The organism is Nocardioides sp. CFH 31398 (assembly GCF_022436705.1).
Classification (GTDB): Bacteria; Actinomycetota; Actinomycetes; order Propionibacteriales; family Nocardioidaceae; genus Nocardioides.
On the sequence record NZ_JAKUHT010000034.1, the window covers coordinates 25,466 to 41,912 of the forward strand.

15 protein-coding genes are annotated in these 16,447 nt (G+C 74.9%); 7 read left to right on the forward strand and 8 right to left on the reverse strand.

All coding sequences use genetic code 11. From position 1 onward, the window contains the following. Positions 1-3: 3 nt before the first annotated feature. A complete protein-coding gene (locus MJ876_RS19865) occupies positions 4-2,709 on the reverse strand; it encodes a metallophosphoesterase family protein (RefSeq protein ID WP_240239051.1) in 2,706 nt (901 codons plus the stop codon). Between the two features lie 610 nt (positions 2,710-3,319). Continuing rightward, complete coding sequence (locus MJ876_RS19870; RefSeq protein ID WP_240239053.1) at positions 3,320-3,871, reverse strand: hypothetical protein; 552 nt, start codon at positions 3,869-3,871, stop codon at positions 3,320-3,322. 190 nt (positions 3,872-4,061) lie between these two features. Here MJ876_RS19870 and MJ876_RS19875 point away from each other — a divergent pair, with 190 nt between their 5' ends. From MJ876_RS19875 to MJ876_RS19890, 4 genes are all read left to right on the forward strand, one after another. After that, positions 4,062-4,217 carry a hypothetical protein gene (locus MJ876_RS19875; protein ID WP_240239055.1) on the forward strand — a complete coding sequence of 52 codons (156 nt, stop codon included), beginning with the start codon at positions 4,062-4,064 and terminating at the stop codon, positions 4,215-4,217. A gap of 127 nt (positions 4,218-4,344) precedes the next feature. Further along, a complete protein-coding gene (locus tag MJ876_RS19880; protein ID WP_240239057.1) occupies positions 4,345-6,366 on the forward strand; it encodes a heavy metal translocating P-type ATPase in 2,022 nt (673 codons plus the stop codon). A 133-nt stretch (positions 6,367-6,499) separates the two neighbouring features. After that, positions 6,500-7,627, forward strand: coding sequence for a B12-binding domain-containing protein (locus tag MJ876_RS19885; protein WP_240239060.1), 1,128 nt, complete (start codon positions 6,500-6,502; stop codon positions 7,625-7,627). 186 nt (positions 7,628-7,813) lie between these two features. Then, a complete protein-coding gene (locus tag MJ876_RS19890) occupies positions 7,814-8,395 on the forward strand; it encodes an ANTAR domain-containing protein (RefSeq protein ID WP_240239062.1) in 582 nt (193 codons plus the stop codon). 4 nt (positions 8,396-8,399) lie between these two features. Here the strand turns inward: MJ876_RS19890 and MJ876_RS19895 are convergent, their stop codons facing one another. Next, positions 8,400-8,609 carry a hypothetical protein gene (locus MJ876_RS19895; RefSeq protein ID WP_240239064.1) on the reverse strand — a complete coding sequence of 70 codons (210 nt, stop codon included), beginning with the start codon at positions 8,607-8,609 and terminating at the stop codon, positions 8,400-8,402. 149 nt (positions 8,610-8,758) lie between these two features. Here MJ876_RS19895 and MJ876_RS19900 point away from each other — a divergent pair, with 149 nt between their 5' ends. Beyond that, positions 8,759-9,481 carry a GAF and ANTAR domain-containing protein gene (locus MJ876_RS19900; protein ID WP_240239066.1) on the forward strand — a complete coding sequence of 241 codons (723 nt, stop codon included), beginning with the start codon at positions 8,759-8,761 and terminating at the stop codon, positions 9,479-9,481. Between the two features lie 58 nt (positions 9,482-9,539). Beyond that, positions 9,540-10,262, forward strand: coding sequence for a GAF domain-containing protein (locus tag MJ876_RS19905; RefSeq protein WP_240239068.1), 723 nt, complete (start codon positions 9,540-9,542; stop codon positions 10,260-10,262). A gap of 22 nt (positions 10,263-10,284) precedes the next feature. On the opposite strand, the gene MJ876_RS19910 is transcribed toward MJ876_RS19905, so the two are convergent. From MJ876_RS19910 to MJ876_RS19925, 4 genes are read right to left on the reverse strand one after another with little or no spacing between them, the layout of a single operon-like run. Then, on the reverse strand, positions 10,285-12,225 hold the full coding sequence (locus tag MJ876_RS19910) for an arabinofuranosyltransferase (protein ID WP_240239070.1): 1,941 nt from the start codon (positions 12,223-12,225) through the stop codon (positions 10,285-10,287). Positions 12,226-12,229: 4 nt separating this feature from the next. Next, positions 12,230-12,988: a decaprenylphospho-beta-D-erythro-pentofuranosid-2-ulose 2-reductase gene (locus tag MJ876_RS19915; RefSeq protein WP_240239072.1), complete on the reverse strand. Its 759-nt coding sequence runs from the start codon at positions 12,986-12,988 to the stop codon at positions 12,230-12,232. Between the two features lies 1 nt (position 12,989). After that, positions 12,990-14,369, reverse strand: a complete 1,380-nt coding sequence (locus MJ876_RS19920; RefSeq protein WP_240239074.1) for an FAD-binding oxidoreductase — start codon at positions 14,367-14,369, stop codon at positions 12,990-12,992. Continuing rightward, on the reverse strand, positions 14,366-15,319 hold the full coding sequence (locus MJ876_RS19925) for a decaprenyl-phosphate phosphoribosyltransferase (RefSeq protein WP_240239076.1): 954 nt from the start codon (positions 15,317-15,319) through the stop codon (positions 14,366-14,368). The genes MJ876_RS19920 and MJ876_RS19925 overlap by 4 nt, the downstream gene beginning before the upstream one ends. Before the next feature lie 86 nt (positions 15,320-15,405). Between MJ876_RS19925 and MJ876_RS19930 the strand changes: the two genes are divergently transcribed. Next, positions 15,406-15,978: a phosphatase PAP2 family protein gene (locus tag MJ876_RS19930; RefSeq protein WP_240239078.1), complete on the forward strand. Its 573-nt coding sequence runs from the start codon at positions 15,406-15,408 to the stop codon at positions 15,976-15,978. A 25-nt stretch (positions 15,979-16,003) separates the two neighbouring features. Here MJ876_RS19930 and MJ876_RS19935 read toward each other — a convergent pair whose 3' ends face one another. Then, entirely contained in the window at positions 16,004-16,369 is a 366-nt protein-coding gene (locus tag MJ876_RS19935; RefSeq protein WP_240239080.1) for a hypothetical protein, read from the reverse strand. Between the last annotated feature and the right edge of the window lie 78 nt (positions 16,370-16,447).

Consider the following 16,447-nt stretch of genomic DNA (forward strand, 5'->3'; position numbering starts at 1 on the left):
CGCCTACGGCGTCCAGCCCTCCGTCACCCGGTGGCCACCGTCGGCGGAGCGGGAGACCGTGAACTCGTCGAAGACCTCACCCACGGCCAGCGGCGTGGTGGCCGCGCCCGTCCGGTCGGCGACGTACGAGCGGTAGCGCAGCCGGTCGCCGGTCACGTCGATCACCTGGTACGTCGCGAAGCCGGTGCCGCTGCGGACCTTCGTCATCCCGTTGGTGAGCCACTTGTCGACCGTCGGGTCGGTCTCCACCCGGTAGTGCTTGCCGCCGGCGTTCGCGATCACGTAGACGGGCCCGTCGGTGACGCCGGCGACGTCCGTGCGGTCCTCGTCGTCGTACCCACGGGCGTAGACGTGGTCGTGGCCGGCGAGGACGAGGTCGACGTCGCGGTCCTGGATCACCCGCGCGAACGCCTCCCGGACCATGGGGTCGTCGCGTCCGTCGGAGGCGGAGTACGGCGGCTGGTGCACCGTGACCACGCTCCAGCGCGACGGGCTCGTCGCCAGCACGTGGTCGAGCCACGCCGCCTGCCAGCGCAGCCAGAGACGGCCGACGTCGTTGATGGGGCACGCCGTCCCGGAGCAGGACGGAAGGTTGCCCGGGGTCAGCATCGCCGGGATGGCGTTCCCGTGCAGCGCGACGAAGCGGACGCCGCCGTGGTCGACGGTGTAGACGGTGTCCGCGGCGACGGTCTCGAAGTGGGCGAACAGGGCGGCGTACTGGCGGGCCTCCGGGGTGTCGCCGACGGCGAGGTCGGCCATCGAGCCGATCGTGGACGTCGTCGGGCCGTTGCGCGGGAACTCGAACGCCGCCCGCCACGCGTAGAGGTTGCGGTCGCCGTACGTCTCGTGGTTGCCGATCGCCGCGACCTGGGTGGTGGTCGCGGCCAGCGGCGCCACGCCGTCGAACCACTGCTGCCACTGGGTCTCGCTGATCGGGCTGTCGACGAGGTCGCCGGCGTGCAGGGCCAGCGACGCGTGCGGCGCCTGCTGCTGGGCGGCGGCGACCACCCGCGGCCAGACCGAGTCCAGGCCGACCTGCGCGTCGCCGAAGTAGAGGAAGGAGAAGCCGCCCACGCCGCCCGGCGCGGTGGTGAAGCTGCGCCACGGCGACCAGCCGCCGACCGAGCCGACCCGGTAGCGGTACGTCGTGCCCGGCGCCAGCCCGTCGACGGTCGCGACGAAGTGCGGGCGCTGGTCGCCGTTCACGGTGCCGGCGAAGCTCGCCGGCACGGTCCGCGTGGTCCCGCCCGCGGCGGGCTCGATCTCCACGCCCGCGGTGGTGCGGGTGGTGTCACTGGCCAGCCACGAGATCGTCTGCGAGGTCGTGGGCGTCGCCGTCGGGGTGAGGACCACGCGCGACGGCAGCACCTCGACGGGGTTCGGATCGGTGCCGGACCTCGCCTCGGCGGTCAGCGACATCAGGTCGAGGTAGACGTCGGAGCTCGTGCTGGTGGACTGGTGCAGCGCGACCGACAGCACGTTCGTGCCGTCGACCAGGGCCTCGCCGGGGACGTCCACGACGCCGCGCTTCGGCGCGCTCGCGTTGGAGCCCGCGTAGCGACGGTTGACCCCGGCGGGCACGGCGCCGTCGTCCAGCCCGCCGACCCGGGTGCCGTTGACGTAGACCCGCACCCCGTCGTCGTACGCGATCGAGGCGCGCAGCCGCGCGATCCGGGAAGCCACGCCCGGGGCGAGGGAGAACGTCGTCCGGAAGTGGTAGGTCGGGATGGTCGGGGAGGCGGAACCGCTGACGGAGCGGCGTAGCAGGGTGGTCGGCACGTGGCCTCCGCCCAGGTCCTCGATCCGCCCGCCCTTGAACCCGAAGGAGCCGCGGGCGGACTTCCAGCCCGTCAGCGAGTAGCCGCTGCGGGTCCAGACCAGGGGATCCGCGGTGTTGCCGCGGGCGGGGTCGGAGTCGTCGTCGAGGTAGCGCCACGTGGTGCCCGCGGTGCTCACGAGGTCGCCGGTCGGCACCTCGGGCTGCTCGACGACGGGCTTGGCCTCGGCGGTCAGCGAGGACAGGTGGAACCAGACGTCCGACGACCACGACTCGGCCTGGTGCACCGCGACGGCGATGGTGTTGACCCCGTCGACCAGCACGTCGCCGGGCACGTCGACGGTCCCCGTGACGGGCTGCGCGACCGAGACGCCGGTGTACTGCCGGTTCACGCCGGGGGGCACCGGCGCGTCCTTGAGCCCGCCCACGCGCGTGCCGTTGACGTAGACCCGCACCCCGTCGTCGTAGCCGATGGTGGCGACGAGCCGCTCGGTCTGGGCGGCGACGCCGGCGTCGAGAGTGAACGTCGTGCGGAAGTGGTACGTCGGGATCACGGGCGCAGCGGAGCCGCTGATGTAGTGCCGCAGCAGGGTCCGCGGCACGTTCCCACCGCCGAGGTCGCGGGCCGCGCCGTTCTTGGCTCCGAACGGGCCGACACCCTGCTTCCAGCCGGTCGCGTCGGCGCCGGTGCGGGTCCAGGCCAGGGTGTCGGCGCTGCCGCGAGCGGGGTCGGAGTCGTCGTCGAGGTAGCTCCACGTCGCGGACCCGGTCAGCAGCGGCGCGGTCGGGAAGGCCGCGGTGACGGCGCCCTGTGCGGGTGGTGGCGGGGCCGTCGTCCCGGTCGCGATGAGCCCGGCGAGAAGCAGCCCGACGGCGGCGAGCAGCGCGGTGGGACCTCGGTGGGCACCGCGGGTCGTCGTACGGATGGACATGGCCGGCCTCCAGTCAGTCGGGCACGACCGGTGGACGCCGCCCCCGACGCAGTCAGTGTGATCCGGGCGGGTGGGCGCATCCAGGGCCCGGCGCGGTCTTGCGGATTTCCTTCAGCGGTGGTTCGCGTGCGGGCCAGTGCGCATCCCCACAACTGGTGAACTGGGGAGCTTCAGCGGCGAGTTCATCCTCGATGGCGAGAGGTGGGACTCGTCTCGGTACGCCGCGTGACACGGGTCGGCATCCTGGGTGAACAGCGCTTCCGGGTCGGCCGGAGCCAACCCAGTGCAGGGGCTGCGTCCCCGCCGGCGGTCGGCCTGCACGTCGACGGTGACCCGCCTCCAATCCGTCCCGCCCCAGCACGGGAGGCCTCGTCTTGCCCGGGCGGCGCGACCGGCGGTTACCCGCTGGCCACGTTCGAGACCCTTGTGCCGGAAGGCGACCAACGGCATCGCGTGGAGCAGGTGGGGGCTCGTCTCGCGGTGCTGGTCGTGCTCACGTACACCGCGCGTGTGTCGTTGCGGAACACGCAGCCGAACGCGCCCGTCGCGACCGCGCGGTCAACGCGGTGTCACGCGTGAGTGAGCCCGCTCGAGGCAGGAGGTCGACCCGCTACCGCACCACCCGGGTGATCTCGGTCGTGAACCACGACTCGAGTCGCCCGCCGCGGTCGCGGCTGCTGACGACGATGCCGGCCTCGCGGTCGAGGGTGATCTCGACGCCGTCCGGGAGCTCACCGGGCGCCGGCGTCCACCCGTCGGGCTGCTCGTGGCGCTCGCTGGCCTCCGAGAACACCAGCGGGCAGCAGGTGCAGACCGGGTCGTAGTCGTCCTCCGCGTGGGCCACGAACGACACCACCGGTCGACCGAAGAGCTCGCCCTCGCTTATCTCGGTGAGCCGGACGTCGTGGGACAGCTCGTCAGGGTCGAGCATCGCGCACCAGAGGTAGTTCGTCGGGTACGGCTCGACCGGCCGGAAGAAGGAGGACGGCGGGCGCTCGGTGTCGTGGAGGTCGCGGCCGCGTGCGACGTCCCGGCCCGTCAGGACGCCGTGCCGCAGGCTCACCTCGAGGTGCTCGCCCCCGCACGAGCGATGGACGAGGTCGAGCTCGGTCCACCGATACGGTGCGGACCGCGCGAGCTCGCGGACGTCGTCGGGGGTCATGGGAGCAAAGAATGTCACCGGGTTTCGAGGCTCCCTTCGGTCGCACCTCAACCAGCGATGAGGGCCGGTCGCACCTCAACCGGCGTCACCGTCTCGGCGCCCTGCCCGGCGGGCCGCACCGGCATGCCATCGGCGAAGACGGGCGCACCCTCGTGGTGTTCGCGCGCTGCAGGACGGCGACCGGGACGCCGTGCTCGGCAGCGCTGTCGATGGCGCGGGCGACGCTGGCTACTGCGTCCTCGAAGGGCGGGTGCTGCAGTTGACGCGATCCCTCGACGTCCTCGACCTGCACGTCGACAACGACGACGACGACGAGCGCGCGCTCGGCCACGGTGGATCTACCTGAGCGGACGGCGTCTGACGGTGAAGCCGGACGTCGACCAAGCCCTTCCGGACACTCACCCGACATACCCCCTGGGGGTACATGTTAGCCTCACCGATATACCCCCAGGGGGTACCTGGAAGGAGCAGCGATGCGGACCGAGACGCACCAGGCGGAACAGCACCACGACGAAGGCCACGCAGGTCACGGCGACCACGTGGCGATGTTCCGCCGGCTGTTCTGGGCCTCGCTGGCGCTGTCGGTGCCGACGGTGCTGGCGTCGTCGATGTTCGCGGACCTCGTCGGCTACGACCTGCCGGACGTCGCGGGCCTGTCCTGGGTCTCGCCGGTGCTCGGGACGGTCCTCTACCTCTGGGCCGGGCGGCCCTTCCTCACCGGTGGCTGGCAGGAGGCGAGGAGCCGCGCGCCGGGGATGATGCTGCTGATCGCCCTGGCGCTCACGGTCGCGTTCGTCGCCTCGTGGGGCTCGACGCTCGGCGTGCTGCCGCACCACCTGGACTTCTGGTGGGAGCTGGCGCTGCTGGTCTCGATCATGCTGCTGGGCCACTGGGTCGAGATGCGGTCGCTGGCCCAGACCAGCTCGGCGCTCGACTCGCTGGCCGCGCTGCTGCCCGACGAGGCCGAGAAGGTCGCCGACGACGGGGAGGTCACGGTCGTCGACCCCGCCACCCTCCGGGTCGGCGACGTCGTCCTGGTCCGCCCCGGCGGCCGGGTGCCGGCCGACGGCACCGTCGTCGACGGGTCGGCGTCCGTGGACGAGTCCATGATCACCGGCGAGTCCCGACCCGTCCGTCGCAGCACGGGCGACCCCGTGGTCGCCGGCACCGTCGCCACCGACTCGGGCCTGCGGGTCGAGGTCACCGCCACCGGCGACGACACCGCGCTCGCGGGCATCCGCACGCTCGTCGCCGACGCACAGTCCTCGGCGTCCCGCACCCAGCGGCTCGCGGACCGGGCCGCCGGGTGGCTGTTCTGGTACGCCGCCGGCGCCGCGCTCGTGACCGCCGCCGCGTGGGCGGTGCTCGGCTCGCCGGAGGACGCCGTCGTCCGCACCATCACCGTGCTCGTCATCGCCTGCCCCCACGCGCTCGGGCTCGCGATCCCGCTCGTCATCTCGATCTCCACCGAGCGGGCCGCGCGCGCCGGCGTCCTCGTGAAGGACCGCCTGGCGATGGAGCAGATGCGCCGCGTCGACACCGTCCTGTTCGACAAGACCGGCACCCTCACGGAGGGCCGTCCGGCGGTCACCGCGGTGGTGCCGGCGTCCGCGCAGCACACCGAGGACGACGTGCTCTCCCTCGCGGCCGGCGCCGAGGCGGACTCGGAGCACCCGCTGGCGCGGGCGATCGTCCGGGCCGCGTCGGAGCGGGGTCTCGACGTCCCCCGCGCGTCCGACTTCGCCTCGGAGCCGGCGGTCGGTGTGAGTGCCCGGGTCGGCGGTCGGCACGTGCGCGTCGGCGGGCCCGCCCTGCTCGAGGCGGTCGACGGCGACGAGCTGCCGGTCGCCGAGGAGTGGCGTGGCGAGGGCGCGATCATCCTGCACGTCGTCGTCGACGGCACCGTGACCGGTGCGCTGAGGCTCGCCGACGCCGTCCGCCCGGAGTCGCGGGTCGCGGTCGACGAGCTGCACCGGCGCGGCGTCGAGGTCGTCATGATCACCGGGGACGCCGAGGCGGTCGCGCAGTCGGTCGCGGCTGAGCTCGGCATCGACCGGGTGTACGCCGGCGTCCGTCCCGAGGACAAGGCGGGCCGGGTCGCCGAGCTGCAGGGCGAGGGACGCCTGGTCGCCATGGTCGGCGACGGCGTGAACGACGCCCCCGCGCTCGCCACCGCGGATGTCGGCGTGGCCGTCGGGGCCGGCACCGACGTGGCCATCGCGTCGGCCGGCATCATCCTGGCCTCCGACGACCCGCGGTCCGTGCTGTCGGTCGTGGACCTCTCACGGGCGACGTACCGCAAGAGCGTGCAGAACCTCGCCTGGGGTGCGGGCTACAACCTCGCGGCGGTGCCGCTCGCGGCCGGCGTCCTCGCGCCGGTCGGGTTCGTGCTGCCGATGTCCGTCGGGGCCGTGCTGATGTCGGTCTCGACGGTCGTGGTCGCCCTCAACGCGCAGCTGCTGCGTCGCCTCGACCTCCGCCCGCACGAGGCCTGAGCCCGCTCGCCCGCGGGCGCTCGGCCGGCGGGGCCCTGCTCGCGGCGGAGGGCCCCGTCTCGCAGCACGGTCGTCGGTTCGGTGTCGGGAGGTGCCGCTGGGTACCGTCGTGACGGTTTTCGAGGAGAGGATCGTGGACGCCGAGTACTGGCAGGCCCTGTGTGACGGCGACCGGCATGCCTCGCTGGCCGCCGTCCGACGCCTGCGTGCCTCCGGCCTGACGGCCGCCCAGATCGTCGCCGACCACGTCGTCCCCGCCCAGCGACTCATCGGCGACCTCTGGCTCGCGGGGGAGTGGACCGTCGCGGAGGAGCACGCCGCCACCGCGATCAGCGAGGGCGTCGTCCACTGGCTGGGGTCGTTCAGCGACCCGCCCTCGAGCGACCGGCCGCTGGTGCTGGTGTCGTGCCTCGAGAAGGAGCAGCACGCGCTCCCGGCGCTGATCGTCTCCGAGGCGCTGGTCGAGGCGGGCTACCGCGTCAACTACCTGGGCGGCTCGCCCGACCCCGACGACCTGGTGCTGCAGGTGGTCCGCCTGCGGCCGCGGGCGGTGCTGTTCAGCGGGTCGCTGACCTCCTCCCTCGGTCGCCAGAAGCGCCTGATGGCGCAGATCGGCACCCTCGGGCTGCCGGTGATCGTCGGCGGCGCCGGGTTCGGCAGCGACGGCAGCCGCGCCGAGGCGCTCGGCGCCACCGCGTGGTGCGCGAGCCCCGCCCACGCCGTCGAGCTGCTGCGGACGCTCCCCGAGCGCACGGAGCGGCTGCGGATGCCCGAGCCCACGATGGCCGACGAGGAGGCGGCGTGGATCGAGGAGCACCGCGCCCAGATCGCCGGGTACGTCGTCGCCGGCCTCCGCGACGCCGACCACTTCTCCGACGAGCTCGCGCGCTCGGCGCGGGGCTGGCTGGCCGAGCTGGAGGGCCTGGCCGACCACCTCGTCGGGTGCCTGTCCGCAGCACTGGTGACCGGCGACGAGACGATCATGGTCGAGGCCCACTCCTGGCTCGCGCAGGTCCTCGTCGCGCGTGACGTCGACACCGTGCTGCTGGTCGAGGCGTGGTCGTTGCTCGCCGAGTCGCTGCGCGGCCACCCGCTCGCCCGCGCCGCCGTGGCCTCCGCCGCGAGCTTCGCCGAGCAGTCGGTCTCGGACGACGCCGAGCCCGGGGCGTCCGGTCGGGGCGCCGCGGACACGCAGCGCGCGTCGAGCTCGGGGAGTGGGCCCTCGGACGCCGACGAGGACGCCAGGAACGACCCCGTCTAGCGACCCACCTGCGCCGCGTGACGTCGGGCCTGTGTCTGTCCTATGTTCGACCTGCGGGGGGCAGTCGCATGGGGTTCGAGGTGGAGGTCGAGTTTCGTGCCGAGGTCCGTGTCGCCCGATGAGCCGAGGCCCGTCGGGCGTTTCGTCTGGGACGCGACGACCGGGCAGTGGTCCTGGGACGCCGGCATGTACCACCTGCACGGCTACCGCGGGTGCGCCGTGGCGGTGGACACCGACCTCGTGCTCGAGCACAAGCGTGAGGAGGACCGCGCCCACGCCATGGTCCTGCTGGACGCCGCGGCCACCGGCGACCAGCACTTCAGCAACTACCACCACATCGTCGACGTCGACGGTAACGAGCGCACGGTGCTGACGGTGGGGACCTCCCGTCTCGAGCCTGTCGGGACGACCACGCCGCACCGGTACAGCCGGGGGTTCATGGTCGACGTGACGGACGACGAGGTCCGCAGCGCCCGACTCGCGGTGGAGCGCGCACGGCAGCACGCGGCGAGCATCCAGCAGAGCCTGGGTCTGCTGATGGGGACCCTCGGCCTCACCGAGGAGGCCGCGTTCGCGGTGCTCTCCCGCCTCTCCCAGCACCACAACGTCCGGGTCCGCGACCTCGCCCCCCGGTTCATGGCCGCCGCGGCGTCGACCGCCACGAGGTCCCCGCGGGACCTGACGGAGCTGCTGACGAAGGAGGCCACGGCCCTCGCGCTGGAGCGCCGGCAGCAGCTCGCCCCGAGCCCGTCCGGCCCGCGTCCGTAGCCCGTCAGCTGCGGGGGCGCTCCTCGGGGTCGTCGTAGCGGACGGCCTCGTCGGGGAAGTCCTCGCCGACCGGGTGCCCGGCCGGCTGCTCGGCGCCGGGGGAGCCCTGGGCGGGGTCGTACTCCCCGGCCGCGGCGGCGCCCTCGTCGTCGGAGGTCTCCTGCTCCAGCGCCTCGTCGTCGAGGCGGCCCTGCTCGTCGGGTGTCTGCGTCATGCCGGCCTCGTACCCACCACGGCGGGAAGGGATCGGCGGGCAGGACGAGTGAGCACCGCGGTGCGGGGCACGGGTCGAGGCCCGCGCGGCCGCTGCCCACGTCGCTCGCCGGCGGTGGTCGTCGTGGGCGGAGGCCCCGGGAGGTCCCTGTGCCGTCGAGGCTGCACCCGATCCTGGAGTCACGGCGGGCCGCCGCCGAGCTCACCGGACCCGAGCACGACGTCGACGTGCTCGCCTACCTGGACCAGCTCTCCCAGCTGGTGCTGGCGGTCGTCCCCGACTGCGTCGGCCTGAGCGTGGCGTGGCTCGACCTGGGGCTCTCGTTCACGCTGGTCGCTAGCGACCTGGAGACCGCCTCGCTGGACGCCGTGCAGTACCTCGACGGCGGGCCGTGCGTGGACGTCACGCCCGACGACGGGGTCCTCGAGACCCGCGAGGACGCCGTCCTCGACGAGGGCCGGTGGCAGATGTTCGGCCTGGCCGCGGCGGCGCACGGCATCGCCAGCACCCTGACGATCCCGGTCCTGGACGCCGGCGCGGTGGCCGGCACCGTGAACCTGTACGCCTCCACCCCCGACGCCTTCGAGGGCCACCACGAGGTCCTCGCGGCCATCGCCGGCGGCCACGCCGCCGTGGCCGTCCGCAACGCCGACCTGTCCTTCACGACGCTGACGGAGTCCCGCCGGGCGCCGGCCACCCTCGAGGCGCAGCGGACGGTCGCCACGGCGGCGGGCCTCCTCGCGGCACGCATGGACGTCGACGTCGACGAGGCCGTCGAGTCCATGCGCCGGGCTGCGCAGCGGGCCGGCGTCGAGGTGGAGGACGTCGCCCGGGTCGTCGTCGAGAGCCACGAGCGCGGCACGGAGGGCTGACGACCCGCCCCGGGCCCGCGCCGGCGAGTGCCCGGACCCGCGACGGGCACGGGAACCGATGGCCCCCAAGCTCACCCCCATCGACGCCACCGTCCGCGCGAGCCGCGAGATCGACCGGCTGGCCCCGGGCCTCGACGTCCTCTCCCTCCTCGACGACCTCGCCGGGAAGGTCGAGGCGGTCGTGCCCGACTGCGTCGGCCTGAGCGTCGCCTGGTTCACCCTGGACCTCTCGTTCACCCTGGTCGCGAGCGACGACGACGCGGCCGCGCTGGACGCCGTCCAGTACCTCGACGGCGGGCCGTGCGTCGACGACCTCCCGGCCGGGTCGTCGGCCGCTCGGGAGAGCCGGCCGCTCGACGAGGACCGGTGGCTGCTCTTCGGCCGGGCCGCCGCCGCGCGAGGGGTCGCCAGCACCCTGACCCTGCCGCTCCTGGGCGAGGACGGCGGCGTCGTGGGGACCGTCAACCTCTACGCCGCGACCCCGGACGCGTTCGAGGGCCGGCACGAGCGGCTGGCCGCCCTGATCGGTGGGCGCGCAGCGGACGCCGTCCGCAACGCCGACCTGTCGTTCACCAGCCGCGCCACGTCCGAGCAGGCGCCCACGATCCTCGAGGCGCAGCACGACGTCGCCCTCGCGGCCGCGCTCCTCGCCCGGCAGGACGGCATCACGGTCGCCGAGGCCGAGACGAGGGTGCGGCAGGCCGCCTACCGCGCCGGCGCGCGACCCGAGGACGTCGCCCGGCTGCTGCTCGAGACCGAGCTGGACGGCCCGGGCGCCTGACGGACCCCCTGACCGACCACGGTCAGCCGGGCCCGGTCAGGGCGACCACCACGACGCCGTCGACCTCGGTCGAGGCGAAGCCCGGTCCCGTCACGACCGCGAGCGGGACGCGCACGGCGGTGGTCCGGCTGCGCTCGGGGAAGTCGTCGACCAGGATCGGCATGACCAGCTCGTCACCGACCCGCTCGAGGACGATCCCGTCGACGGCGTCGTACGGGTTGTCGCGCAGGAGCGCGTGGGCGCAGGCCGGCGTTCCGCACCGCTCGAGCTCGCGCAGCAGCGCGTAGCGACCGGCGAACCGGCCCAGCGGGTTGGAGTAGATGGACTTGCCCGTGACGAAGGGATGGACGGGCGTGGTCGCCGTCAGGTCGACCCGGGTGCTGAGGACGACGGTGTCGGAGTCGAGGGAGGTCCCCGTCAGGTCGCGCCATGCCTCCTCGACCTGGGCCACCGACGGCCCGCCCGGGGTGACCCAGGCAGGACCGGAGACCGGTTCGAGGCTCTCCGCGGCGGCCGGGGACGTGCCGTCGGGGTAGCGGGTGGTCTGCGCGGCGAGCACGGGCTGCCCGACGACCCAGTGACCGGCGTACTGCCCCGCGGCGTACCCCGTCACACCGAGGACGAGCGCCAGGCCGGCCGCCCGCAGGGTGCGGCCGTGCGCCGCGGACCGCACCGGACGCACCGCCCGCGCCAGCAGCTCCACCAGGCCGCACACGCCCGAGGCGACCATCGCGAGGATGACCATCTCGTCGGCCTTGAACGCCAGGAAGCCCACGCCGAGATGCACGCCGACCGCGCCGGCGAGCATCGTCGTCCAGGCGCCGAGGAGCACCAGCAGCAGGGCGCCGGCCAGCGGCCGGGGGCGCCCGCGGCGCGCCTCGAGCGCCGACCAGGCGAACCACGCCACCCCGACGGCCCCCAGCACCGACGAGGGGCCGAGGTCGAACGGGAACGGCCAGGGCGGGACGTTCGCGCCCGGGTAGGTGTAGCGCATCTGGAGGCTGTCGGTGGTCATGCCCGACAGCCGGGCCCGCAGCACGGGCACCCAGTACGGCGTCGCCACCACCAGCCCGACCCCGACGACACCGAGCGCCCGCACCACGCCCAGCTCGGGTCGCCGACGGCGCGCCAGGTCGACGACCCAGCCGAGCACGGTCGCGACCGCCAGCGGGAGCAGGTAGAAGGTGTGCACCAGCAGCACGGCGCCCCCGAACACCCCGTGGGCCCACCAGGGCCAGGCGCGGACCCCGTCCGCGCGGACGCCACGGACGAGGTCGAGCCACCAGGGGGTGGCGCACATCAGCACGAGCCACTCGTCCGGCTTGAGCAGGTCGACGGTCAGCAGCGACCCGGCGGCGACGATCCCGGCCGCGACGAGCGGCGGCGCGACGCGCCGCCAGAGCAGGAAGGCCACCAGCGGCACCGTGGCGGCCAGGACGACCTGGAAGGGCTGGAGCAGCATCCAGCCGGGCAGGTCCGTCAGCGCCGCCGCCCGCCCCTGCAGCCACGACAGCGCCGGCGGGTAGTACGGCGGCAGCCCGGCGTACGCGTAGTCCGCGAGGCGGGCGGAGTCGGCGTACCGCGTGGCCGCCTCGGTGCGGAACGACGCGTCGGCGTACAGCCCGCCGAAACCCCAGCGGGTGCCCGCGAGCGCCAGCACGGAGGCGGTCGCGAGCAGCAGCGCGGTGCCGCCGACCAGCAGGTGCGCGGCCGCCTCCGAGCCGGACCGACGGACGACGAGCAGCCCCACCGCCACGACGGCCACCGCGGTCGCGACCACCAGGCCGGCCAGCAGGCCCCGCCCGGTCGCGGAGGCCACCGGGGCTCCGCCCGGCCAGGGCACCAGGGTCGCGACGAGCACGGCGACCGCGGTGCCCGCGACCACCGCGACCACCGTGACCACCACGGCGACGGCCGGGCGTGCGGCGGGGGTGGCGGGGGCGGTGCCGGAGGGTGGGGCCATCACGTCAGAGCGGGAGCCGCCGGAAGACGCGACGCGGCACGTGCCGGAGCACGGACATCACGGGTCGCATCGCCGCCGGGACCCACACCTGCTCGGCCGAGCCGTCCACGGCCGCGACGACGGCCTGCGCGACGTCCTCGGGCCGCACGGCGAGTGGCGCCGGGTCGAGCCCGGCGGTCATCCGGGAGTGCACGAAACCGGGCCGGACGACGACGACCCGCCCGCCGTGCTCGCGCAGCGCCTCGCCGAGACCGGTGTAGAACGCGTCGAAGCCGGCCTTGGTCGAGCCGTAGACGAAGTTCGAGCGCCGGGGGCGCTCGCCCGCCACGCTCGACAGCGCCACCACGGTGCCGTGGCCCTGGCGGCGCACACGGTCCGCGAGCGCGATGCCGGTGGCCACCGGGCCGACGTAGTTGACCCGGGCCAGGCGGACGCCGGCGTCGACGTCCGTCCACGCCTCCTCGGGGTCCCCGAGCAGGCCGTAGGCGACGACCGCGACGTCGACGTCGCGGTCGGCGGTGGCCGCCTCCACCACGGCGGCGTGCGTCTCGGGCGCCTCGGCGTCGAGGTCGAGCTCGGCGACGGTGCAACCCAGGGAGGACAACAACCCGGCGGCCTCCGCGCGGCGCTGTGACGGCCGCGCGGCCAGCGTGACGTGCAGGCCGGGGACCCGGCGGGCGTAGCGCTCGGCGATGGCGAGCGCGATCTCGGAGGTCCCGCCCATCAGCAGCAGCGAGCGGGGGTCGCCCACGGCGTCGGTCATGTCACAGCTCCAGTCGTCGGGCGAGGTCGGAGACGAAGACCCCGTCGGGGTCGACGCGGCGTCGGGTGGCGCGGAACTCGTCGAGCCGCGGGTACATCCGGCGCAGGGTGGCGGAGTCGGCGCGGGAGTCCTTCGCGAGGTAGAGCCGCCCGCCCGCGTCGAGCACCTGCTCGTCCAGGCCGCGCAGCAGGTGCCCGAGGCCCGCGCGCACGGGGAGGTCGACGGCGAGGGTCCACCCCTCGGTGGGGAACGACAGGGGCGAGTCGTTGCCGGGGCCGAAGCGCTTGAGCACGTTCAGGCAGGACACGTGGCCCGACGCGGCGACGTCCGCGACCACCCGGCGGACGACGTCCTCCGCGCCGAGGGGGACGACGAGCTGGTACTGCACCATCCCCCGGGGCCCGTAGAGACGGTTCCAGCTCGTGATCGCGTCGAGCGGGTGGAAGAAGGTCGTGAGGTCCTGCACCTCCGTGCGCCGGCGCCGCGGAGCCGCCCGGTAGTAGAGCGCGTTGAACGCCCGGGCCGTCGCCCGGTTGAGCACGCCCGGAGGGACCGCGTCGGGGACGGCGGCCCGCACGCCCGGCGTGTAGGCCAGCGGGCGGGCCCGGGACGCGGCGGGCAGCTCGTCGCGCTCGGCGTGGCGGCCGCGGGTGATCACCGCGCGACCGGCGGCGCCGCCGGTGGCGACCGCGTCGAACCAGGCGACGGAGTAGGGGTAGCGGTCCTCGTCGGTGGCGAGGACGGCGAGCAGCTCGTCGAGGTCACCGGCCCGCTCGGTGTCGACCACCATCGACGACGTCGCGACCCGGCGGCACTCGATCGTCGCCCGGGTGACGACCCCGGTCAGGCCCATCCCCCCGACGGTGGCGCGGCGCAGGGCGGCCTCCTCGGGGTCCGTCGTCCCCCGCCGCAGCGTGCGGACCGACCCGTCGGCGAGCACGAGCTCCATCGACGTCACGTGGTCGCCGAACGACCCGTGGACGTGGTGGTTCTTGCCGTGGACGTCCGCCGCGATCGCACCGCCGACGGTCACCTGCCGGGTGCCCGGCAGGACCGGCACCCACAGACCCCGCGGCAGCAGGACGTCGATCAGCCGCTCCAGGCTCACCCCGGCGTCGACGTCCACGAGGCGGGTGCCGGGGTCGACGGCGTGCACCTCGGCGAGCCCGGTCATGTCGAGGACGACCCCGCCCCCGTTCTGGGCGGCGTCGCCGTAGCTGCGACCGAGCCCGCGGGCCAGGACACCTCGCCCGGCCCCCGGGACGCGGTCCGCGACGTGACCTGCGACCTGGCGGGCGACGTCGTCGGTCGAGCCGACCGCGCGCACGTCCGCCGTGGACGGTGAGGTCCTGCCCCAGCCGGCCAGTGGCTGCCTGCTCATGCCCCGGCCACGGCGGGGACGACCGTCGCGAGCCAGAGGACGGCGAGGACCTGCAGCACCCGGTCGCCCAGCACGAGGTCCTCCGGCGCGCCCGCGTTCCCGCGGTCGATGTCGACGGCGTAGCGCAGCATGCCGAGCACCAGCGGCGCGACGGAGATGACTCCCCAGGAGACGTCGCCCGGCCTGCCGCCGGCGTCCTCGAACGCCCACTGCACGTAGGTGACGACGGTGACCGCGGCGGCCATCGACCACACGAAGCGCAGGTAGGACTGCGAGTAGGCCTTCATCGACGCCCGGGTCTCGCCCGCCTCACCCAGCGCGCCGACCTCGCTGAACCGCTTCCCCGACACCATGAACAGCGAGCCGAACGAGGCGACGAGCAGCAGGGAGCCGCTGATGGGGATCTCCGTCGCGGCGCCGCCGGCCATCACCCGCAGCACGAACCCGGAGGAGACGATGGCGAGGTCCAGGACGGGCTGGTCCTTCAGACCGGCCGTGTACGCCGCCTGCACGGCGAAGTAGGCGGCGACGACGGCCCCGAGGGCGAGCGACCACCAGGCCGCGAGACCGAGCGCGGCGACCGCCAGCAGGACGCCCGCGACCACCGCCGTCCGTGGGCCCAGCTCACCGGCGGCGACCGGACGGTGCCGCTTGCGCGGGTGGCGCCGGTCGTGCGGCGCGTCACGGACGTCGTTGAGCAGGTAGACGGCGCCGGCGGCGAGGCAGAAGGAGGCCAGGGCCACGGCGGACGCGCCCAGCACCTGCGGCCGGGTGAGCTCGCCGGCGGCGGCCGGGACCACCAGCACGAGGACGTTCTTCGTCCACTGCCGGGGCCGCACCGCCCTCAGCAGGGGCCACCCCCGACGCGCCGCCCGACGGGTGGCCGGCCCGGGCTCCTGCGCCACGACGGGTCGCGTGCGGCGCGGCGCGGGCTGCTGGGCCGAGGCCATGCAGGGACCTCATCTCGCGTGGGGTGGGTGGTCGCGGCTCGGTGCCCGATGACCCGTCGCTCATCCGAGGCCCCCAGACTGGCCCGGTGCGACGACCTCCGGCCGACCTGCGACTGCCGAGGCTCGTCGCCGACCTCGACGCGCGGGTGGCGGAACGGGTCCTGGCCGTCGACCGGCCCGCCCTCGACCACGTCATGCGGCGGCTGTCCGCGGCAGCCGACCACTCGAAGGTCTGGGCCGCCGTCGCGGTCCTGCTCGTCTCGACCCGAGACGAGCGGGCGCAGGTGGGGGCGCTGACCGGGATCGGCGCCGGGGCGACGTCCAGCCTCCTCGTCAACCAGGGCCTGAAGCGGCTGCTGCCCCGGGGCAGGCCGGAGGCCGTCGAGCTGTCTGCGGCCCGGGCCCTGCGCCGGCGTCCCACCACGGGGTCCTTCCCGTCCGGGCACGCGGCGTCGGCGGCCGCCTTCGCGGTCGGGGTCGGCGGAGCCCTGCCGGGCGCGGCCCCGGTGCTGCTCCCGCTCGCCGTGGCCGTCGCGTACTCCCGGGTGCACACGGGGGTCCACCACACCTCCGACGTCGTCGTCGGGTTCGCCGTCGGGGCCGCGGTGGGCGCGGCCGCCACGCTCGTCGTGCGGCGCGGTGTGGGCCTCCCGGTCTGAGCCGGGGACGGCGGCGGCGTCCGCCTCAGTGCGGCGCGGGCCGGTGCGCCGCCGGGTGCTCGGGGCGCCCCGCGCCCCCGGTCGCGGCCGGGTCGCAGTCGCGCTCCAGCTCCGGACGCACCAGGAACAGGACGAGGTCGAGCAGGTGGCGCTCGCCCGGCGTCCACGACCGCGCGGACGCCTCGCGCGCGGCGGCGTACCAGTCGAGGTCGACCAGCCCGGCCGGCGACCACCGCAGGTGGGCGGCGAAGTGGCGTCGCAGCGACCCGTGCGAGTCGACGAGCTCCACCGCGGAGGCGTAGTCCTGGTTGCGTGCGCACGCCGCGTACTCCGCCCAGACCGGTGGTCTGGTCGGGCCCGCCGCGTCCCCACGCCTCGGTCCCTGGGTCATGCGGGTGCTCCCGTCCTCACCACACGGTGCCCGGGTGGTGACGGGCCATCCCCGGTGCGGCGCGCGACGGCCGACGCC